Origin of the sequence: Paratractidigestivibacter sp. (genome assembly GCF_052362415.1) — a bacterium.
Classification (GTDB): domain Bacteria; phylum Actinomycetota; class Coriobacteriia; order Coriobacteriales; family Atopobiaceae; genus Paratractidigestivibacter.
In genome coordinates, this window is record NZ_DAWEMK010000013.1 from 17,520 (window position 1) to 32,984 (window position 15,465).

Sequence of the window (15,465 nt, forward strand, 5' to 3'; positions counted from 1 at the left end):
GGCCCCAAACGGCGTGGACCAGATACCCCCGCTGCTCGGCGCTCAAGTCCGTGAGCTGAGAGAACATGACGGGCACCGTCTCGGACAGGTTGCCTTTGAGGCCCGAGAACGTGTCCTCCCCGGGCGCCGAGAGGATCGAGAACAGCGCGTTGACGAAGCCGGCGCGGTCCGCGCGGCTCGTGCCGGAGATCCATTGATTGAGCGTGCGGTCAAGCAGCGCCGCCCCACGCGAGACCGAGTCGGCGCGGGCGAAGTCGGTCCCCTCGACCACCCAGCTGAACGGGTCGTGCTGAAGGAAGCCCGAGGCGGTCGAGCACACGACCGAGTACGGCTCCTGCTGCTCGAACATCATCCCGATGAGGGACGACTCCGGAACGGTTTTGCTCACCTTGCCGCTGCGGGCGGCGAAGTCGGCCGAGGCCAGCGCCTCTGCCGTGAAACCAGGCCCGTCGTGCGAGAAGACCTTCTCTATACGCTCGAACACCGGCACCGAGCAGCTCATCGCCGCGTACACCGCGAGGTTTCCGCCCTTCGAGTGCCCACCGACGTAGAGCTTGCCAGGAACCGTCAGCGCCACGCGCTCGAGGTAGGAGACCGCCGAGCGCTGAGAAGGAACGTCGGCCTCGAAGGCCATGTTGAGGTCTTCTTTCCAGCCGACGAGAGAGTTGTCCGTCCCGCGGAAGCTCACGTAGGCGTCGCCCGAGGGGAAGCGCAGCGTACAGGCGGCGAACTGTTTCTCGGCCTCGCCATCGGTCTCGTCCACGAAGTCGGAGAGCCGGACGCCCCGCAGGCGCGGCGAGGCAATCGCCGCCGCGAGCAGGCGAATGAGCCCCTCGGGGTCCCAGAGGTCACGCGTCATGTTCTCGAACCACTCGGCTCGGTACATCCTGTGGAGCTCGCAGCCCTTGCCGCCCCGCGCCCCGCGCGCCGAGCGCGGGAGCCGATAGTACGAGAGGCACGCGAGCACGAGGCTGTCCACGTCGCCGAGCGGCCGCTCGTCGAGCGTCTGGAACTCCGACCCGAGGTAATCGATGATGTTCATATCCGCTCCAATGACGAAAAGGGACTGTCCCTTTTCGTCATTTCTTCGGTTTCCAGCGGCGGCGGGTGGCGTGGGCGCTGCCCTTGCGGGCGCCGGCCTTGAGGCGGGCCATCACGTCGTCCGCGCTCGCGCCCTCCAGGCGGCTCTTTACCTCCACGAGCTGGTCGCGGGCGGCGGCGGCTCGCTCGAAGTCCATCTCTTCCGAGGCGCGCGACATCTCGGTCTGCAGGCCGCTCGCCAGCTCCTCGAGCTCAGGGCGCGTCAGCTCGTCGAGGTCCATTACATGACGGTCCTCCGGGGCCCCTTGCTCGTCGGCGCCCTCCCCCGACGCGGTGTAGAACGCGCCGTGGCCGAGCTCGTCGCCGCGGCTTCGCTTGCGCTTGCCCACGTTCTCGTCCGCCTCGGAGATGAACGCGCTGATGTCGTTGACCGCCTTGTGGACGGTCCTTGGCACGATGCCGTGCTCGGCGTTGTACGCCATCTGGATCTCGCGGCGGCGGCGCGTCTCGTCGATGGCCACGCGCATGGAGTCGGTGACCACGTCGGCGTACATGACCACGCGACCCTTGGCGTTGCGCGCGGCGCGGCCCATGGTCTGGATGAGCGAGCGGCGGTTGCGCAGGAAGCCTTCCTTGTCCGCGTCGAGGATGGCCACGAGGCTGACCTCGGGGATATCGAGCCCTTCTCGCAAAAGATTGATGCCCACGAGCACGTCGATGCGGCCCTCGCGCAGATCGCGGATGATCTCCACGCGGTCGAGCGTGGCGGTGTCGGAGTGCATGTAGTTCACGCGGATGCCCTCGTCGAGCAGATGGTCGGTGAGGTCCTCGGCCATGCGCTTGGTGAGCGTGGTCACGAGCACGCGCTCCTTCTTTGCCACCGTGGCCTTGATCTCGTCGATGAGGTCGTCGATCTGGCCCTCGATGGGGCGCACCTCGACCTCCGGGTCCAGGAGCCCCGTCGGGCGGATGATCTGCTCCACGCGCTGCTGGCTCACGGACTCCTCGTAGTCTCCCGGCGTCGCGCTCACGTAGATGAACTGCGGCACGCGCCCCTCGAACTCGTCGAAGCGCAGCGGGCGGTTGTCGAGCGCCGACGGCAGGCGAAACCCGTGCTCGACCAGGGTGATCTTCCTCGAGCGGTCGCCCTCGTGCATGCCGCGGATCTGCGGCACCGTCACGTGGCTCTCGTCGATGATGCAGAGCATGTCCGACGGGAAGTAGTCGATGAGGGTGTAGGGCGGCTCGCCGGGCTTGCGGCCGTCGAGGTGGCGGGAGTAGTTCTCGATGCCGTTGCAGAAGCCCATGGTCTCGAGCATCTCGAGGTCGTAGGCGGTGCGCTGCGCGAGGCGCTGGGCCTCGAGGATCTTGTCCGCCGCCTTGAGCTCGGCCACGCGGGCCTCGAGCTCCTCGCTGATGGTCTTGAGGGCGCGGCCGACCTTCGGGCGCTCGGTCACGTAGTGGGACGCCGGCCAGATGGGGATGGCGTCGAACTCGCGCACGATCTCGCCCGTGACGTTGTCCACCTCGGCGATGAGCTCGACCTCGTCGCCAAAGAAGCTCACGCGCAGCGGATTCTCCGCGTACGGGGGGAACACGTCCACGGTGTCCCCGCGCACGCGGAACGTGCCGCGGCTGAGGTCGTAGTCGTTGCGGTCGTACTGGATGTCGATGAGGGACTTGATGAGGTCGTCGCGCTCGAGCGCCTCGTCCTTGCTCACGTTGGGCGCGAGGCCCGCGTAGTCCTGCGGGCTGCCGATGCCGTAGATGCAGCTCACGGACGCGACCACGATCACGTCGCGGCGGGACAGCAGGCTCGAGGTGGCCTGGTGGCGGAGCTTCTCGACCTCCTCGTTGATGGAGGAGTCCTTCTCTATATAGGTGTCGGTCTGCGGAACGTAGGCCTCGGGCTGGTAGTAGTCGTAGTACGAGACGAAGTACACGACCGCGTTGTTCGGGAAGAACTCGCGCATCTCGGACGCGACCTGGGCGGCAAGAGTCTTGTTGGGCTCCATGATGAGCGTGGGGCGGTTCAGGGCCTCGATGGTCTTTGCCATGGTGAAGGTCTTGCCCGAGCCGGTGACGCCCATAAGGGTCTGGTAGCGCAGGCCGTCCTCGACGCCCTTCGCGAGCTTGGCGATGGCCTGGGGCTGGTCGCCCGCCGGCTCGTAGGGAGAGACGACGCGCAGGGGCTCGCCGGCCTTCTCGCGCCCGAAGCGGCGCAGCTCGCCGCCGAATCGCTCGTCCGCCATATGCGCTCCTCTCGCCACAGGATCTCGAAGGATTCGATTCGTACAAGTGTACCAAATCGAGAGTAGGACGCGACTGCGCGATGAGGGCGTGCGGCGCGGCCCCATCGCGCACGGCGCCAGGCTCGGGCCCCAAGGCGCTCGGCGAATGACCACCCGCGACGTTGGATAGAATAACCAGGAGCAGATCATGGAGGGTAACGTTGGCAAAAGACGGCAGGCAGCATACAAAGAAGTGCGCAGCGGCGGCCTTAGCGGTCGCCGCGCTGGTCGCGGCCGCAGCCTGCGGACCGGCGCCGTTCGCCTTTGTCCTCGGCGCGCTCGTATGTTGGGCGTGTCAGCGCCTTGCCACAAAGAAGCGCGGGGACCTGGTCCCGCTCTCGACGCCCGCCGCATCGCCGGCAAAAGGCCAGGCAATGCCCGCGGCAAAGCCGGAGACCCAAGACGAAGGCGCTCAGCCTGCGGCTCCGGCGTCGTCCTCCCCCGCCGACGGCGCAGCTGTACCGGACACGGAAGAGGCACCCGCCCCTGCCGCGCCCGAGCGCGACCCCCACGAGGAGCTCGACGACCTCGTCCTGCGCAGCTCCAACGTCATCGCGAGCCTCGCGGACCTCGTCCGCCACGGAGACGCCCCAGCCGACCTCCGCGCGCTCGTGGAGCGCTCCGGGCTGCTCGGGTGGAGCGGCGCCCCGCGCGTCGAGGCGAAGATGCTGCAGCGCAGCGGCCACTGGTGGCTCTACGCCGCCGACGAGCTCCCCGACGCGGACTATGACCGCATGCTCGCCGCGGAGCTCCTGCTCAACCTCACCGATGATCTGCACTACCAGGCCTCGTCCGTGAACGGCTCCGCACCCGCCGACGTCGCTGCGCTCGACGACCGCATCGCGAGGATCCTCGGCGCCGTCGACGGGCTCGACCCCTTCGGCGCGCCCGACGAGTCGACCACCTTCCTCGCGCAGGGCGCCGAGGAGGGCGGCGAGTGGGCGGCGCGCCTCGCCATCGCAGACTTCGCCGAGAGCCTGCCCGCGCCCCTGCGCGTCGCCGTGTCGTTCCAGGTGAACATCGCGGATGGGCTCACCGTGGTTGACGTCGAGGTGCCGAGGCCGCAGGTCTTCGTCTCGGTCGCGTCCGACGAGGCGGGCCGCGCCGCATGGTCGCGAAGCTACGCGATGCGGCTTTGCCTCGCGCTCGGGCGCGGCGCGTTCGGCGCGTCCGGCCGCATCGAGCGCGTGGTCGTCAACGGCCACGAGCACGGCACGCGCACCCCCGTGATCAGCATCGACCTCACGCGCAGCGGCCTCGACCGCCTGCGCGACGAGCTCCGCGCCCTGCTGGTGGGCGAGCTGCCGCAGGGCCTCGGCATCCGCTGGTACGCGACCGCGGACGGGCGACTGGCCCCCGTCGACCCCATCATGACCGTCTGGGACGACGCCGTCGCCCCTCTTTCCCGCTGGGAAGGCGTTGAGGAGAACCACCTTCCCGCGCCCGACGCCGTTGCCGTCGCCACCAAGTCCCGCGCCGTCTCCGACCTCGGCATCAACGAGAAGTTCGTGCGCATCGAGGCGTGGAACGAGGCCGCCGGCTGGCTCGGCGCGAGCACGCGACGCGCCGTCGCCGCCTTCGAGGCCCGCCGCCAGAAGGCGACCGACCGCACCGTCGCCGAGGCGTGCGAGCGCGTGAGCCGCGCGCTCGTCGACGGGGACATCGATGTGTTCGACCGCCAGTCGATGGCGCTCCTCTTCGTCGAGGGCGGCGAGCTCGCGACCACCGTGCGCGACGCCGCGCTGCGGATCAACGGCAAGCCGGGCCACACCGCCGAGGAGGTCGAGGACGTCCTCGCCCGCCTCGACGCGGCGCTCGAGCCCGCCTCCCAGACCGCCCGCTACGAGGACGACACCGAGAACGTGTTCCGTTACTTCAACTCGACCGCCGAGCGCGTGCGCTACAACCTGGAGGCCGACGACAATGGCCGTGAGCTGCAGCTCGTTCCCGACGAATACTATGCGGCCCACGCACAGGCGGCCCAGCTGCTCGTCGCGCTCGGGAGGCACGAGGAGGCCCTCGCCCACGCGCGCGAGGACGTGCGCATCGCGCCCTACACCACCGACGCGGCGCTCACCGAGGTCCGCTGCCTGGAGGAGCTCTCGCGCGTCCACGAGGCCGTCGACGTCCTCGAGCTCGCCATCGAGCGCGCGAGCAACGTCCGCGAGATGTCCATCTGCTTCTATCGTCTGGCGTTCATGGAGTGGAAGCTCGGGCGCGGCAGGACCAGCGTGGCGTGCTATCAGCGCGCAATGGAGCTGCACGAATGCGTCCGCGACCGCGCCGCGCGCGAGCTCGCCGACGTGCTCGCGGCGGACAAGCGGCTCGGCAAGCTCTCGCGCGAAGAAGCCCGCGAGACGATCGTCGCGGAGGGCATCCCCTACGGGGACGTCGAGGGGCTCCGCACGATGATGCGCGATGCCGCCGTTGCCTGCGCCGATGCCGGGCTGCTCTCGGCCGCGCGGCCGCTCGCGGGCGTGCTGCTCGAGGCGGGCAACGACGACGCCCTGCTGGACGTCTACACCTCGCTTGTGCCCACGAGGCCCTAGGGAAGGCACGGGGGGCGCCCGCGGCGCCGCGCTCCAAGGACGCTAGAACCCGTTCGGGTAACAGCTCTTGTATCCGTCGTAGGCGACGTTCACACGCTCTAGGTACGCCTTGGTCTCGGCGTAGTCGACCTTGTCCCCCACCTTGCCGCCGCCGTCGAGCCAGTTCTGGACCGCGGCGAGCCCGGCGTTGTAGGCACAGATGACCTCATCCTCGTTCGAGAGCTCGTTCTGGAGAACACCCAGGTAGGCACAGCCGTACTCTATGTTCGTCACGGGGTCGGCAAGATTCTCCGGCGCATACGCCCCCGCGTCGACGACGCCCTGGTCCGCCAGGTCCTCGGCGGTCGAGGGCATAACCTGCATGACGCCCACGGCGCCCGCCGCGGAGCGCGCGTCCGCGTCCCAGCCCGACTCGCACTTGGCAACGGCGGCCGCGAGCAGCGGGTCCACTCCGTGGCGCTCGGCGGAGGCGCGGACGGCGTCGGCGTACTTCACCGGAAAGAAGGTCTGCGCGACCAGCGTGGTCGGCGCGGCGGCCAGGGTGGCGCACGCGGCGAACGTCACCGCGAGCACGAGCAGCGGCAGCACGCGGAACCAACGGAAGAACCTCGCGTCCTTCTGTGCCTTGCCCTTCGCTTTAGCCATTTCGCGCCTCTTTCCATCTCGCGGCCTCGCGAGAAGCCCACCATTCATCCACTCTCGCGGCCAGGTCAGACGGCCCGCCGGAGTTGTCCAGGATCGTCGTCGCGTGCTCGCGCAGATATTCGTCGCTCGGCTGCAGCGCGGCGCGGCGGTCGAAGTCGGCGACATCCATGCCGCGCCCTTGGGCGCGCACGCGGCGCACCTCGAGCGGGCAGTCGACCACGAGAACCTCGTCGGCGAGGTTGAGCATGGGCTCCATCCGGTCGAGCAGCGGGACCTCCACGACGCACACGCGAGGATTGGTCTGGCAACAGCCCTCCCCCTCGAGCATGCGGACGAGCATCCGGCGGATATAGGGCAGCTCGATGGCCTCCAGGCGCGCGGTCGACTCGGCATCGGCAAAGGCCCGGCGCGCCAGGGCGCCGCGGTCGAGGGCGCCTGTGCAAGTGTCGACGAGATCATCGCCGAAGGCGGCCGCGACCTCGTCGACGCACTCGGAGCCCGGCTCGAGGACGGCGCGCGAGAGCTGGTCGAGGTCGATGCGCCAAGCGCCGCGGCGCTCGAGCGCGCGGGCGACAGACGATTTGCCCGAGGCTATGCCCCCGGCAAGGAAAACGGTATACATGGGATTGCCCCCTGCGATGGTTGAGGTGTGTTTGGAGCACGGGTATATCTTCTCACAGCGGCCGCGCCGCCGGGGCAATTTCCGCCCGCCAAAAAGTTTTTCAAAAAAAGGGTTGCGCGAACGCATCGGCTTCGGTATATTATTCCTCGCGCGAAAACGCGCACCCCAAGCTTCGGGCGTTTAGCTCAGGGGGAGAGCGCTTCCCTGACACGGAAGAGGTCACAAGTTCAAATCTTGTAACGCCCACCATAAACTCAAGCCCAGGACTTCGGTCCTGGGCTTTTTTGGTAAGAAGCACGACCAGGCCGGGGGCTCGCCAACCCAAGGGGCATAGCCCGCGCCAGGCCAGGGGTCCATCCCCGGCTCGATTGGCCCGCCATGGCAGACTCCCGTCAACGCACCCACATGCACTACTTCCGCACGGCGGCGGCGCTATTGGCCACCGGGGTCGTCTTCCTGTGCCTTTACTCGACGGCGCGCGCAGACGGCTTCGGCGCGGCGGGCGCTGCAGGAGCAGCGGGCGCGAGCTTCCTGCGCGACCTCTGCCTTTGGGCCGCAATCGCCTGTCTTGCGCTCGCGGGCTTCTTTGTGGCATACGGGTCGCACCTCCAGCATCGCGAGAAGAACCTGCGCGAGCAGGTCTGGGGCCTCGCCTCCCCCGGGGTCTCGCCCCAGGAGTTCCTCGCCGCACGCGACCGCCTGACGGCCGACGGCGACTTCACCGGCGTCTACGTGATCCACAACGCGACACGCGACCTTTACTATGTCGGCCAGAGCGTCCGCGTGGTCGGCCGCGTGACCCAGCACCTCACCGGCCACGGCAACGGGGACGTCTACGCGGACCTCAAGTACGGCGACGACTTCCGGATCAGCGTCGTCTCGCTCGCGCAGAGCGGCTACGCCAGCCTCGACGCCCTCGAGCGCGACGCCATCGCCGCCTACGACGCTTACGGGCGCGGCTACAACCGCACGCGCGGCAACCGCAACTAGGCGCAGGGGCCAAGGCACAACAAGGCGCATAGAGCCTCTCCTCTTTTTGTAATGACGAAAAGGGACTGTCCCTTTTCGTCATCGCGGTAAGATAGCTGGGCAAAGCAACCCACACAAGGAGGACATATGGACGAGCAGCAGCTCAAGGCGGACGTCGACGCGTTCGTCGACGAGGTCTGGGAGGACGTCGTCGCAGACATCCGCACCCTCGTGAAGATCGAGTCCGTCGAGGACCTCGAGCACGCCGAGCCCGGCAAGCCCTGGGGCCCGGCGGCCAACGACGCCCTGGTCGCGGCCGAGAAGATCGCTTCCCGCCTCGGCCTTGAGGTCACCGACCTCGACGGCCACATCGGCTACGGCGACCTCCCCGGCGTCTCCGAAGACTACATCGCCACCATCGCCCACACCGACATCGTGCCGCTCGGCCTCGGCTGGACCTTCCCGGCGCTCGACGTCACGCGCAAAGACGGATACCTCATCGGCCGCGGCGTCCTCGACGACAAGGGGCCCTTCGTGCTCTCGCTCTACGCGGCGCACTTCTTTGCCCGCCAGGTCGAGGCCACGGGCCGCAAGCTCCCCTACACCCTGCGCTGCATCATCGGCAACAACGAAGAGACCGCCATGGCCGACGTCAAGCACTACCTCAAGTGCTGCCCCGAGCCGCTGTTCTGCTTCAGCCCGGACGCCGACTTCCCGCTGATCTGCGGCGAGAAGGGCGTCTACCAGGGAGAGTTCCGCACCGCCGAGCCCGTCGCCGGCGGCAGCATCGTCGAGCTTGACGGCGGCACGGTGGCCAACGCCGTCTGCGGCCTCGCGACCGCCGTCGTCCGCGCCGACGCCTCCTCGCTGCCCGCCGCCGACAACATCGAGGTCGAGGCCGTCGGCAACGGCCTCGCGCGCATCACCGCCCACGGCAAGGGCGGCCACGCGTCCCTGCCCGCCGGCACGGTGAACGCCATCGGGCTCCTCGCCCGTTATCTGCTGGGCGCCGGCCTCGTGGACGACGCGGCGCGCCCCTTCATCGAGCTCCAGGCGCTTCTCACCGAGGACACCGACGGCACGAGCACCGGCATCGCCGCGCACGACGAGAAGTTCGGCCCCCTCACCTGTGTCGAGGGCACCGTCCGCACCGTCGACGGGCACTTCGTCCAGACCATCGACTCGCGCTACCCGACCACGACCACGGGCGAGGCCATCACGGCCCGCATGAGCGAGATCGCCGCGGCGCACGGCTGCGCCTTCCGCGCGCTCGAGGACAAGGTCCCCTTCTACATCGACCCCGAGTGCGACCAGATCCGCTGCCTGCTCGACACCTACGGCGAGTACACGGGCAAGAAGGCAGAGGCGTTCTGCATCGGCGGCGGCACCTACGCGCGCAAGTTCAAGCGCGCCGCGGCGTTCGGCCCGCACGAGGAGAACCCCGACGAGCCCGCATGGGTCGGCATGGAGCACGGCCCCGACGAGGGCGTGAGCGAGGCCGACCTCAAGCGCGCGCTCAAGATCTACATCGTGAGCATCGCGCGGCTCATGGAGCTGTAGCGGCGAGAAGGCCGCAGCAAGCATTCAGTAAGAACGGCGGGCAAGGGAGGCACTCCCTTGCCCGCTTTCTTGTTGCCGCGATTCTATCCGCTCGGTCAGCGGGTCGATCGGCCTACGACGCCCGACCGACGCCCGGCCTCGCCGCTCCCCTACTGCTCCGCGATGAGGCGCTTGTCCACGAGCTCGCGCGGCTGGCGCCAGATCTTCCAGGCGAGCCAGGCGCAGCTGCCCATGTACACGAGGTCGAGCAGGACATCCACACCCGCGGAGAGCAGCGCGCCGCTCATGACGATGCCCGTCACGACGCGCACGGCGTCGAGCGTGAACGCGACGCACGCAGCCGCAAAGAAGGGCCCGATCTTCTCGGGACGGTTGGATCCCAGGATTCCGAGGCCGCCGACGGCTATGTTCACCGCGGCCGCCACGGCGTTAGACGCGAGGACGCCCTTGAGGTCCGCGGACGAGGCACCGAGGCTCGAGGCGAAGCTGGCATCGCCCATCGCGTAGAACCCGACGGCCATGACGCCGGCGACAAGCCCCACGAGCGCGCCCTTGACGATGATGACCTCGGAGAGCAGGTGAAGGGTGCGCTGACGGCCCGTGCGCAGGAAGGTCTCGCCGACGACGCCGTGCTCATGCTCGAAGGCGACCTTGTCCGCGAGCTGCGAGCACACGATCACGTAGGTCACGGTGCTCACGAGCACCACGGGGTTGAAGAGGATGAACATGCCCATGCCCCAGCCCCACACGATGGCGACGAGGATCACGAGGCCGACGAAGTAGCACAGCGCACGGTACGGGCCGACCTTCGAGGAATCGTCGGAGGCGCGCAGTCCCAGGAGCGCCGTGACGATCAGCAGCGCCGCGGCAGCGAGGATGATCCCGCCGTAGGTGAAGATGGTCCACATCGACTCCTCGGCAAGGCCCAGCCGGTCGCGGTACACAAAGACGAGCGCCGCCCCGAGGACCATGAGGCCGCCGAGGATGGCCATGATGGCGGACACGACGCGCAGCGTGACCTGCGCGAGCGTGCGCGGAACGGACGGCTTGACGCTCATGGCGGCTCCTTCGCTAGGGTCGGGGCGTGGACGGGCTCGGTGGCACGGACGAGACGCCTGAGCCCGGCTCGTGCGAGGCAGCGCGCCGCCAGGAGCGCGCCGGGCACCTATTCCCCAAAAGACTCTAGCTCAAAGTCCGTCTTTGGGGCAAGGAAACCGGCCTTGTCGAGGGCCTCCCCGATCTCGTCGAGGGTCTCTTCGTTGTCCGCGGTCACGTGGTGGAAGTGGTACCCGCTCGTGATGAGCATGAGCGGGCTCGACTTGCCCGCGCGGATCTGGTCGATGTAGGCCTGCACGTCTTTGCGGCAGGCGATGCCGAGCTCGCAGCTCAGCTTGCCGTACACGCGGTGGTTGACGAGCACGTCGCGCACGTGCCCGCCGAGGTCGACGATGAGGTTGAGCTCCTCGGAGGTCTGCTCGACGCTGTGGTGGCACTTGAAGAGGCGCATCGGCCGCGTGGCCTCGCGCTCGATCACGTACCCGCGGTTGGTCGACTGGATCGGCCAGCCCTGGCTGCGCAAAAGCGCGATGTCCTGCACGACGACCTGCCGAGAAACCCCCGTCGCGGCCGCGAGCGCCGCGCCGGAAGTCGGCGCGTCCGCCGAGGTCAGGGTTCCGAGGATCTGCTCGCGGCGCTTATCGCCGAGGGTGCTCACGCGAGGACCTCGAGGTGCTTGAGCGAGAGGTCCAGGATGCCCGCGGAGTGCGTGAGGGCGCCGCAGCTCACGATGTCGACGCCCAGGTCGGCGTAGGCGGTCACGTTCTCGGCAGTCACGTTGCCGCTCGCCTCGGTGGTCGCGCGGCCGTCGATGAGGTCGATGGCCTCTGCCATCGCGGCGTGATCCATGTTGTCGAGCATGATGATGTCGGCGCCGGCCTCGACGGCCTCGCGGACCATATCGAGCGACTCGCACTCGACCTCGACCTTCGCGGTGAAGGGAGCGGTCGCGCGAGCGGCAGCGACGGCGGGCTTGATGCCGCCGGCGGCGTCGATGTGGTTGTCCTTGAGCATCACGGCGTCCGAAAGGCCGTAGCGGTGCAGGTGGCCGCCGCCCATGCGCACGGCCTCGCGCTCAAAGAGGCGCAGGCCAGGGGTGGTCTTGCGGGTGCAGACGAGGCGTGTGGAGGCCCCGGCCGCCGCGAGCGCGGCGACGATGCGGTGGGTGTAGGTGGCCACACCGCTCATGCGCTGGAGGTAGTTGAGGGCCACGCGCTCGCCCTCGAGGAGCACGCGCACGTCTCCTTGGACGGTCGCCAGGTGCTGGCCGCTTTTGACCTCGTCGCCGTCGGACACGAGGGCGTCCACCGTCACGGCAGGGTCGATCAGCGCGAACACGCGGGCGAACACGCCCAGGCCGGCGATGACGCCGTCCTGCTTGGCGATGAGCTGCACGCGCCCCGGGCGCGGCTCGGGCATCACGGCCGTCGTGCTCACGTCGCCGAACGGCATGTCCTCCTCGAGCGCCGCGCGGATGGCGGCGTCCATCTTTGCCTGGATCATCGGATCGGTCATTTTTTCGCTCCTTATGGGGACGATGAGCTGGGGTTACTCGGCGCCGCAGAGAAGCGCCACGTCGGTCACGTCGCGCGAGCCCGCGACGAAGCGGCTGCGCTCGCTTGCGGCGACGGCGAGTTGGGCGGCGGTGTCCGCGGCGAAGCGGTCGCGCATGATCTTGTCGGCGGCGCGCTGGGCGAACACGAGCCCCTCGAGCAGGCTGTTGGACGCCAGGCGATTGCGGCCGTGCACGCCGTTGCAGCAGGTCTCGCCCGCCGCGAAGAGGTGCGGCAGCGTGGTCTCGGAGTCCGAGTTCACATGGATGCCGCCCATGAAGTAGTGCTGCGCGGGCACGACGGGGATGGGCTCGCTGAAGATGTCATAGCCCTCCTCGCGGCACTGCTCGCAGATGTGGGTGAAGTGGTGCTCGAGCTCCTCGCGCGGCACGCGCTCGAAGCTGAGCCACACGTGCTCGGCGCCCTCGCGGCGCATCTCGCGCAGGATGTTGCCCGAGACCACGTCGCGCGGCTGGAGCTCGTCGCAGAAGCGCTCGTGCGCGTCGTTGAGCAGGATCGCGCCCTCGCCGCGGGCGGACTCAGAGATGAGGAAGCTGCGGCCGGGCTTTTGGGTCCACAGGGTCGTGGGGTGGATCTGCACGAAGTCCATGTGCTCCAGGAGCACGCCGTGCTCGGCGGCCACGCGGCAGCCGTCGCCCGTGAGGCAGGGGTAGTTCGTGGAGTGCTTGTACAGGCCACCCACACCGCCGGTGGCGAGCACCGTCGCGTCGGCGTTGACCTGCAGGTGGGCGCCGCCCGCGTCCTCGGCGACGATGCCGCGGCACACGCGGCGGCCGTCGGCGTCGAAGCCCTCGAGGATGTCCGTCATGCAGGTGTTCTCGAGCACGGTCGCGTTCGGGAGCTCGCGGACGCAGGCGAGCAGGTGCGTGGTGATCTCCTCGCCCGTGATGTCCTCGTGGTAGACGATGCGCGGGCGGGAGTGCGCGCCCTCGCGGGTGTAGTCGAGCTCGCCGGTGGCGGTGCGCGCGAAGCGGACGCCGCGCTTGATCAGGTCGTCGATGATGGGGCGGCTCGCTCGGATCATCATGTCCACCGACTCGAGGCGGTTCTCGTAGTGGCCCGCGCGCAGCGTGTCCTCAAAGAAGGACTCGTAGTCGTCCGGGTCGTGCAGGACGCAGATGCCGCCCTGGGCGAGCATGGAGTCGCACTCGTCTACGGTCGTCTTCGCCAGGAGCACGACGCGCAGCGCGTGCGGAAGGTTGAGCGCGCAGTAGAGGCCCGCGACGCCGCACCCGACGATGACCACGTCCGCGTCGATAGTCTTTGTACCAGCCATTTCTTCCTCCGATGACGAAAAGGGACTGTCCCTTTTCGTCATTTTTATCGTGATGACGAAAAGGGACTGTCCCTTTTCGTCATTGGGTTACTTGGCGTAGTCGAGCATGAGGTCGAGCGCGTGGGCGGAGCCGGCGGCGACGTCGTCGCCGGGCAGCGAGACCTCGCCGGTGCCGTCGCGCAGGCAGGCGAGGATCTTGTCCGCGGTCACGCGGGCCATGTTGGGGCAGATCGGCGTGGTCGCCGGGAACCAGAAGCGCTTGCCTGAGCCCGCGGTCTGAGCTTCGAGCTCGCGGATGACGCCGTGGACCGTGGCGATGATGAAGTCGGTCGCGTCCGACGCCACAGCCTCGGCGATGATCTGCGAGGTGGAGCCCACGAAGTCGGCCTCCTTGAGCACCCAGTCGCCACACTCGGGGTGCGCGAGCACGCGCGCGCCGGGGTGCTCGCGGCGGGCAGCCTGGACCTCGGCGAGCTCGATGGCCTCGTGCGTGGGGCAGAACCCGTCGTTTAGGATGACGTTCTTCTCGGGCACCTGGAGCGCGACGTAGTGGCCCAGGTTCATGTCCGGGATGAAGAGCACGTTGTGCTGCGGGAGCGCGCGGACGATCTTCACGGCGTTCGAGGAGGTCACGCAGACGTCCGACCAGGCCTTCATCTGGCTCCTGGAGTTGACGTAGCACGCGACGGCGAGGTCGTCGCCGTACTTGGCGCGCGCCGCGTCGATCGTGGCCTTCTGGACCATGTGCGCCATCGGGCAGTCGGCGGTCGGCTCGGGCATGAGGACGCGCTTGTTGGGGCTCAAGAGCTTGGCCGACTCGGCCATGAAGTGCACGCCGGCAAAGACGAGCGTCTTGCAGTCGAGCGTCGCGGCCTTCTTTGAAAGAAAGAAGGAATCGCCGATGTAATCGGCCAGGTCCTGGGCGTCGGGTGTCACGTAATAGTGCGCCAGAATCACCGCGTCCTGCTCGCGTTTGAGTCGCTCGACCTCCGCGCGCATCTCGTCAGATACCATGCCATGCCTCCCGTCGGTCCCAGCTCCCCCGCCGGGCCATTATTCGACAATGGCGACAGTATGACACTTGACATTACAGGTGACAAGACAGTAAATCAGCGGCTCACAGACATGACTTGGCCGTCGCGGACGGCCCAGAGGACCGGATTGGGCAGGCGGTCGGCATCGCGTGGGTCGTGGGTGACCCAGAAAACCGTCTTTTGCGCGAGGAGCGGGCGCGCGAGATCGGCGACGCGCGCGGCGCTCTGTGCGTCGAGGCCGCGAAGGGGCTCGTCGAGGAAGACCGCGTCCGCGTCGGCCAATAGCGCACGCAGGATTGCCACGCGACGGCGCTGCCCACCGGAGAGCTCGCGGACCGGGCGTGCGCAGGCATCTGCCGGGATGCCCGCCGCCGAGAGCGCCTCGCGCTCTCGGGCGACGTATTCGCGCAGCTCAGAGCCGTGAAGACCCGCATGCGGAAGTCGGATGTTCGCCGTCGCCGTCATACCGTCGCACAGGCGGTCCTCCTGGAAGACGGCAGCGATCCGCGCGCCCGCGGGGCGTGCGACCTTGCCCGCGGAAGGCGACTCGAGGCCCATGAGCAGGCGGAGTACAGTCGTCTTTCCCGCGCCGGAAGGGCCGAGGATCACGTGTGCGCGCCCCGCCTCGAACTCCGCGCACGCGCCGGAGAGCACCGGCACGGAGCCGACTCCGTAGACGAATTCGACGTCGCACAGGGCGTAAGCCGGCGCGATCGGGGCCGGGGTCGCCGCCGCAGCCGTCGAGCTTGCCACATGCGGTGCGAGCTTCTTGCCGACAGTCATCACGCCCTCGCCTCCCAGCGCGCCTGCGCCCATGCGAGCGCACGGCGCAGCGCCGCCTCGATGAC

At 68.6% G+C, this 15,465-nt stretch carries 13 protein-coding genes and 1 tRNA gene; 4 read left to right on the forward strand and 10 right to left on the reverse strand.

All coding sequences use genetic code 11. The features are described 5' to 3' along the window. Both ACT84W_RS02555 and uvrB read right to left on the reverse strand, forming a co-directional pair. A partial coding sequence (locus ACT84W_RS02555; RefSeq protein ID WP_444328107.1) for an Mbeg1-like protein occupies positions 1–1,042 on the reverse strand: 1,042 nt, incomplete at its 3' end. 37 nt (positions 1,043–1,079) lie between these two features. Continuing rightward, on the reverse strand, positions 1,080–3,293 hold the full coding sequence (uvrB, locus tag ACT84W_RS02560; RefSeq protein WP_444328108.1) for an excinuclease ABC subunit UvrB: 2,214 nt from the start codon (positions 3,291–3,293) through the stop codon (positions 1,080–1,082). Positions 3,294–3,493: 200 nt separating this feature from the next. Here uvrB and ACT84W_RS02565 point away from each other — a divergent pair, with 200 nt between their 5' ends. Beyond that, complete coding sequence (locus tag ACT84W_RS02565) at positions 3,494–5,881, forward strand: hypothetical protein (protein ID WP_444328109.1); 2,388 nt, start codon at positions 3,494–3,496, stop codon at positions 5,879–5,881. Positions 5,882–5,923: 42 nt separating this feature from the next. Here ACT84W_RS02565 and ACT84W_RS02570 read toward each other — a convergent pair whose 3' ends face one another. Next, positions 5,924–6,526 (reverse strand): lytic transglycosylase domain-containing protein, encoded by a 603-nt coding sequence (locus ACT84W_RS02570; RefSeq protein WP_417575675.1) that lies wholly within the window; start codon positions 6,524–6,526, stop codon positions 5,924–5,926. Continuing rightward, complete coding sequence (gene coaE, locus ACT84W_RS02575; protein ID WP_417575676.1) at positions 6,519–7,148, reverse strand: dephospho-CoA kinase; 630 nt, start codon at positions 7,146–7,148, stop codon at positions 6,519–6,521. Before coaE ends, ACT84W_RS02570 begins: the two co-directional genes overlap by 8 nt. Before the next feature lie 174 nt (positions 7,149–7,322). Here coaE and ACT84W_RS02580 point away from each other — a divergent pair. The 3 genes from ACT84W_RS02580 (at position 7,323) to ACT84W_RS02590 (ending at position 9,677) form a co-directional block, all read left to right on the forward strand. Next, positions 7,323–7,397, forward strand: a tRNA-Val gene (locus ACT84W_RS02580). Positions 7,398–7,553: 156 nt separating this feature from the next. Further along, complete coding sequence (locus ACT84W_RS02585) at positions 7,554–8,138, forward strand: GIY-YIG nuclease family protein (RefSeq protein ID WP_444328110.1); 585 nt, start codon at positions 7,554–7,556, stop codon at positions 8,136–8,138. A gap of 126 nt (positions 8,139–8,264) precedes the next feature. After that, positions 8,265–9,677, forward strand: a complete 1,413-nt coding sequence (locus tag ACT84W_RS02590) for a Sapep family Mn(2+)-dependent dipeptidase (protein WP_444328111.1) — start codon at positions 8,265–8,267, stop codon at positions 9,675–9,677. A 149-nt stretch (positions 9,678–9,826) separates the two neighbouring features. Here the strand turns inward: ACT84W_RS02590 and ACT84W_RS02595 are convergent, their stop codons facing one another. From ACT84W_RS02595 to ACT84W_RS02620, 6 genes are all read right to left on the reverse strand, one after another. Beyond that, positions 9,827–10,735 carry a hypothetical protein gene (locus ACT84W_RS02595; RefSeq protein ID WP_444328112.1) on the reverse strand — a complete coding sequence of 303 codons (909 nt, stop codon included), beginning with the start codon at positions 10,733–10,735 and terminating at the stop codon, positions 9,827–9,829. Positions 10,736–10,842: 107 nt separating this feature from the next. Then, the gene (locus ACT84W_RS02600) at positions 10,843–11,391 is read right to left on the reverse strand and encodes a transcription repressor NadR (protein WP_417575680.1); all 549 of its coding nucleotides are present in this window, start codon (positions 11,389–11,391) and stop codon (positions 10,843–10,845) included. Continuing rightward, complete coding sequence (nadC, locus tag ACT84W_RS02605; protein WP_444328113.1) at positions 11,388–12,248, reverse strand: carboxylating nicotinate-nucleotide diphosphorylase; 861 nt, start codon at positions 12,246–12,248, stop codon at positions 11,388–11,390. Before nadC ends, ACT84W_RS02600 begins: the two co-directional genes overlap by 4 nt. A gap of 33 nt (positions 12,249–12,281) precedes the next feature. Continuing rightward, positions 12,282–13,583, reverse strand: coding sequence for an L-aspartate oxidase (locus ACT84W_RS02610; protein WP_432290166.1), 1,302 nt, complete (start codon positions 13,581–13,583; stop codon positions 12,282–12,284). A gap of 87 nt (positions 13,584–13,670) precedes the next feature. After that, a complete protein-coding gene (gene nadA / locus ACT84W_RS02615) occupies positions 13,671–14,597 on the reverse strand; it encodes a quinolinate synthase NadA (protein WP_444328114.1) in 927 nt (308 codons plus the stop codon). A 95-nt stretch (positions 14,598–14,692) separates the two neighbouring features. Next, positions 14,693–15,465, reverse strand: a 773-nt coding sequence (locus ACT84W_RS02620; protein WP_444328115.1) for an ATP-binding cassette domain-containing protein, incomplete at its 5' end; no start/stop codon positions are given.

Excerpts from the sequence above, each read along its gene's own strand:
- ACT84W_RS02590 (WP_444328111.1), top strand. The coding sequence starts at position 8,265 with ATGGACGAGCAGCAGCTCAAGGCGGACGTCGACGCGTTCGTCGACGAG.
- ACT84W_RS02610 (WP_432290166.1), bottom strand. The coding sequence starts at position 13,583 with ATGGCTGGTACAAAGACTATCGACGCGGACGTGGTCATCGTCGGGTGC.
- coaE (WP_417575676.1), bottom strand. The coding sequence starts at position 7,148 with ATGTATACCGTTTTCCTTGCCGGGGGCATAGCCTCGGGCAAATCGTCT.
- ACT84W_RS02570 (WP_417575675.1), bottom strand. The coding sequence starts at position 6,526 with ATGGCTAAAGCGAAGGGCAAGGCACAGAAGGACGCGAGGTTCTTCCGT.
- ACT84W_RS02585 (WP_444328110.1), top strand. The coding sequence starts at position 7,554 with ATGCACTACTTCCGCACGGCGGCGGCGCTATTGGCCACCGGGGTCGTC.
- ACT84W_RS02595 (WP_444328112.1), bottom strand. The coding sequence starts at position 10,735 with ATGAGCGTCAAGCCGTCCGTTCCGCGCACGCTCGCGCAGGTCACGCTG.
- nadC (WP_444328113.1), bottom strand. The coding sequence starts at position 12,248 with ATGACCGATCCGATGATCCAGGCAAAGATGGACGCCGCCATCCGCGCG.
- uvrB (WP_444328108.1), bottom strand. The coding sequence starts at position 3,293 with ATGGCGGACGAGCGATTCGGCGGCGAGCTGCGCCGCTTCGGGCGCGAG.
- nadA (WP_444328114.1), bottom strand. The coding sequence starts at position 14,597 with ATGGTATCTGACGAGATGCGCGCGGAGGTCGAGCGACTCAAACGCGAG.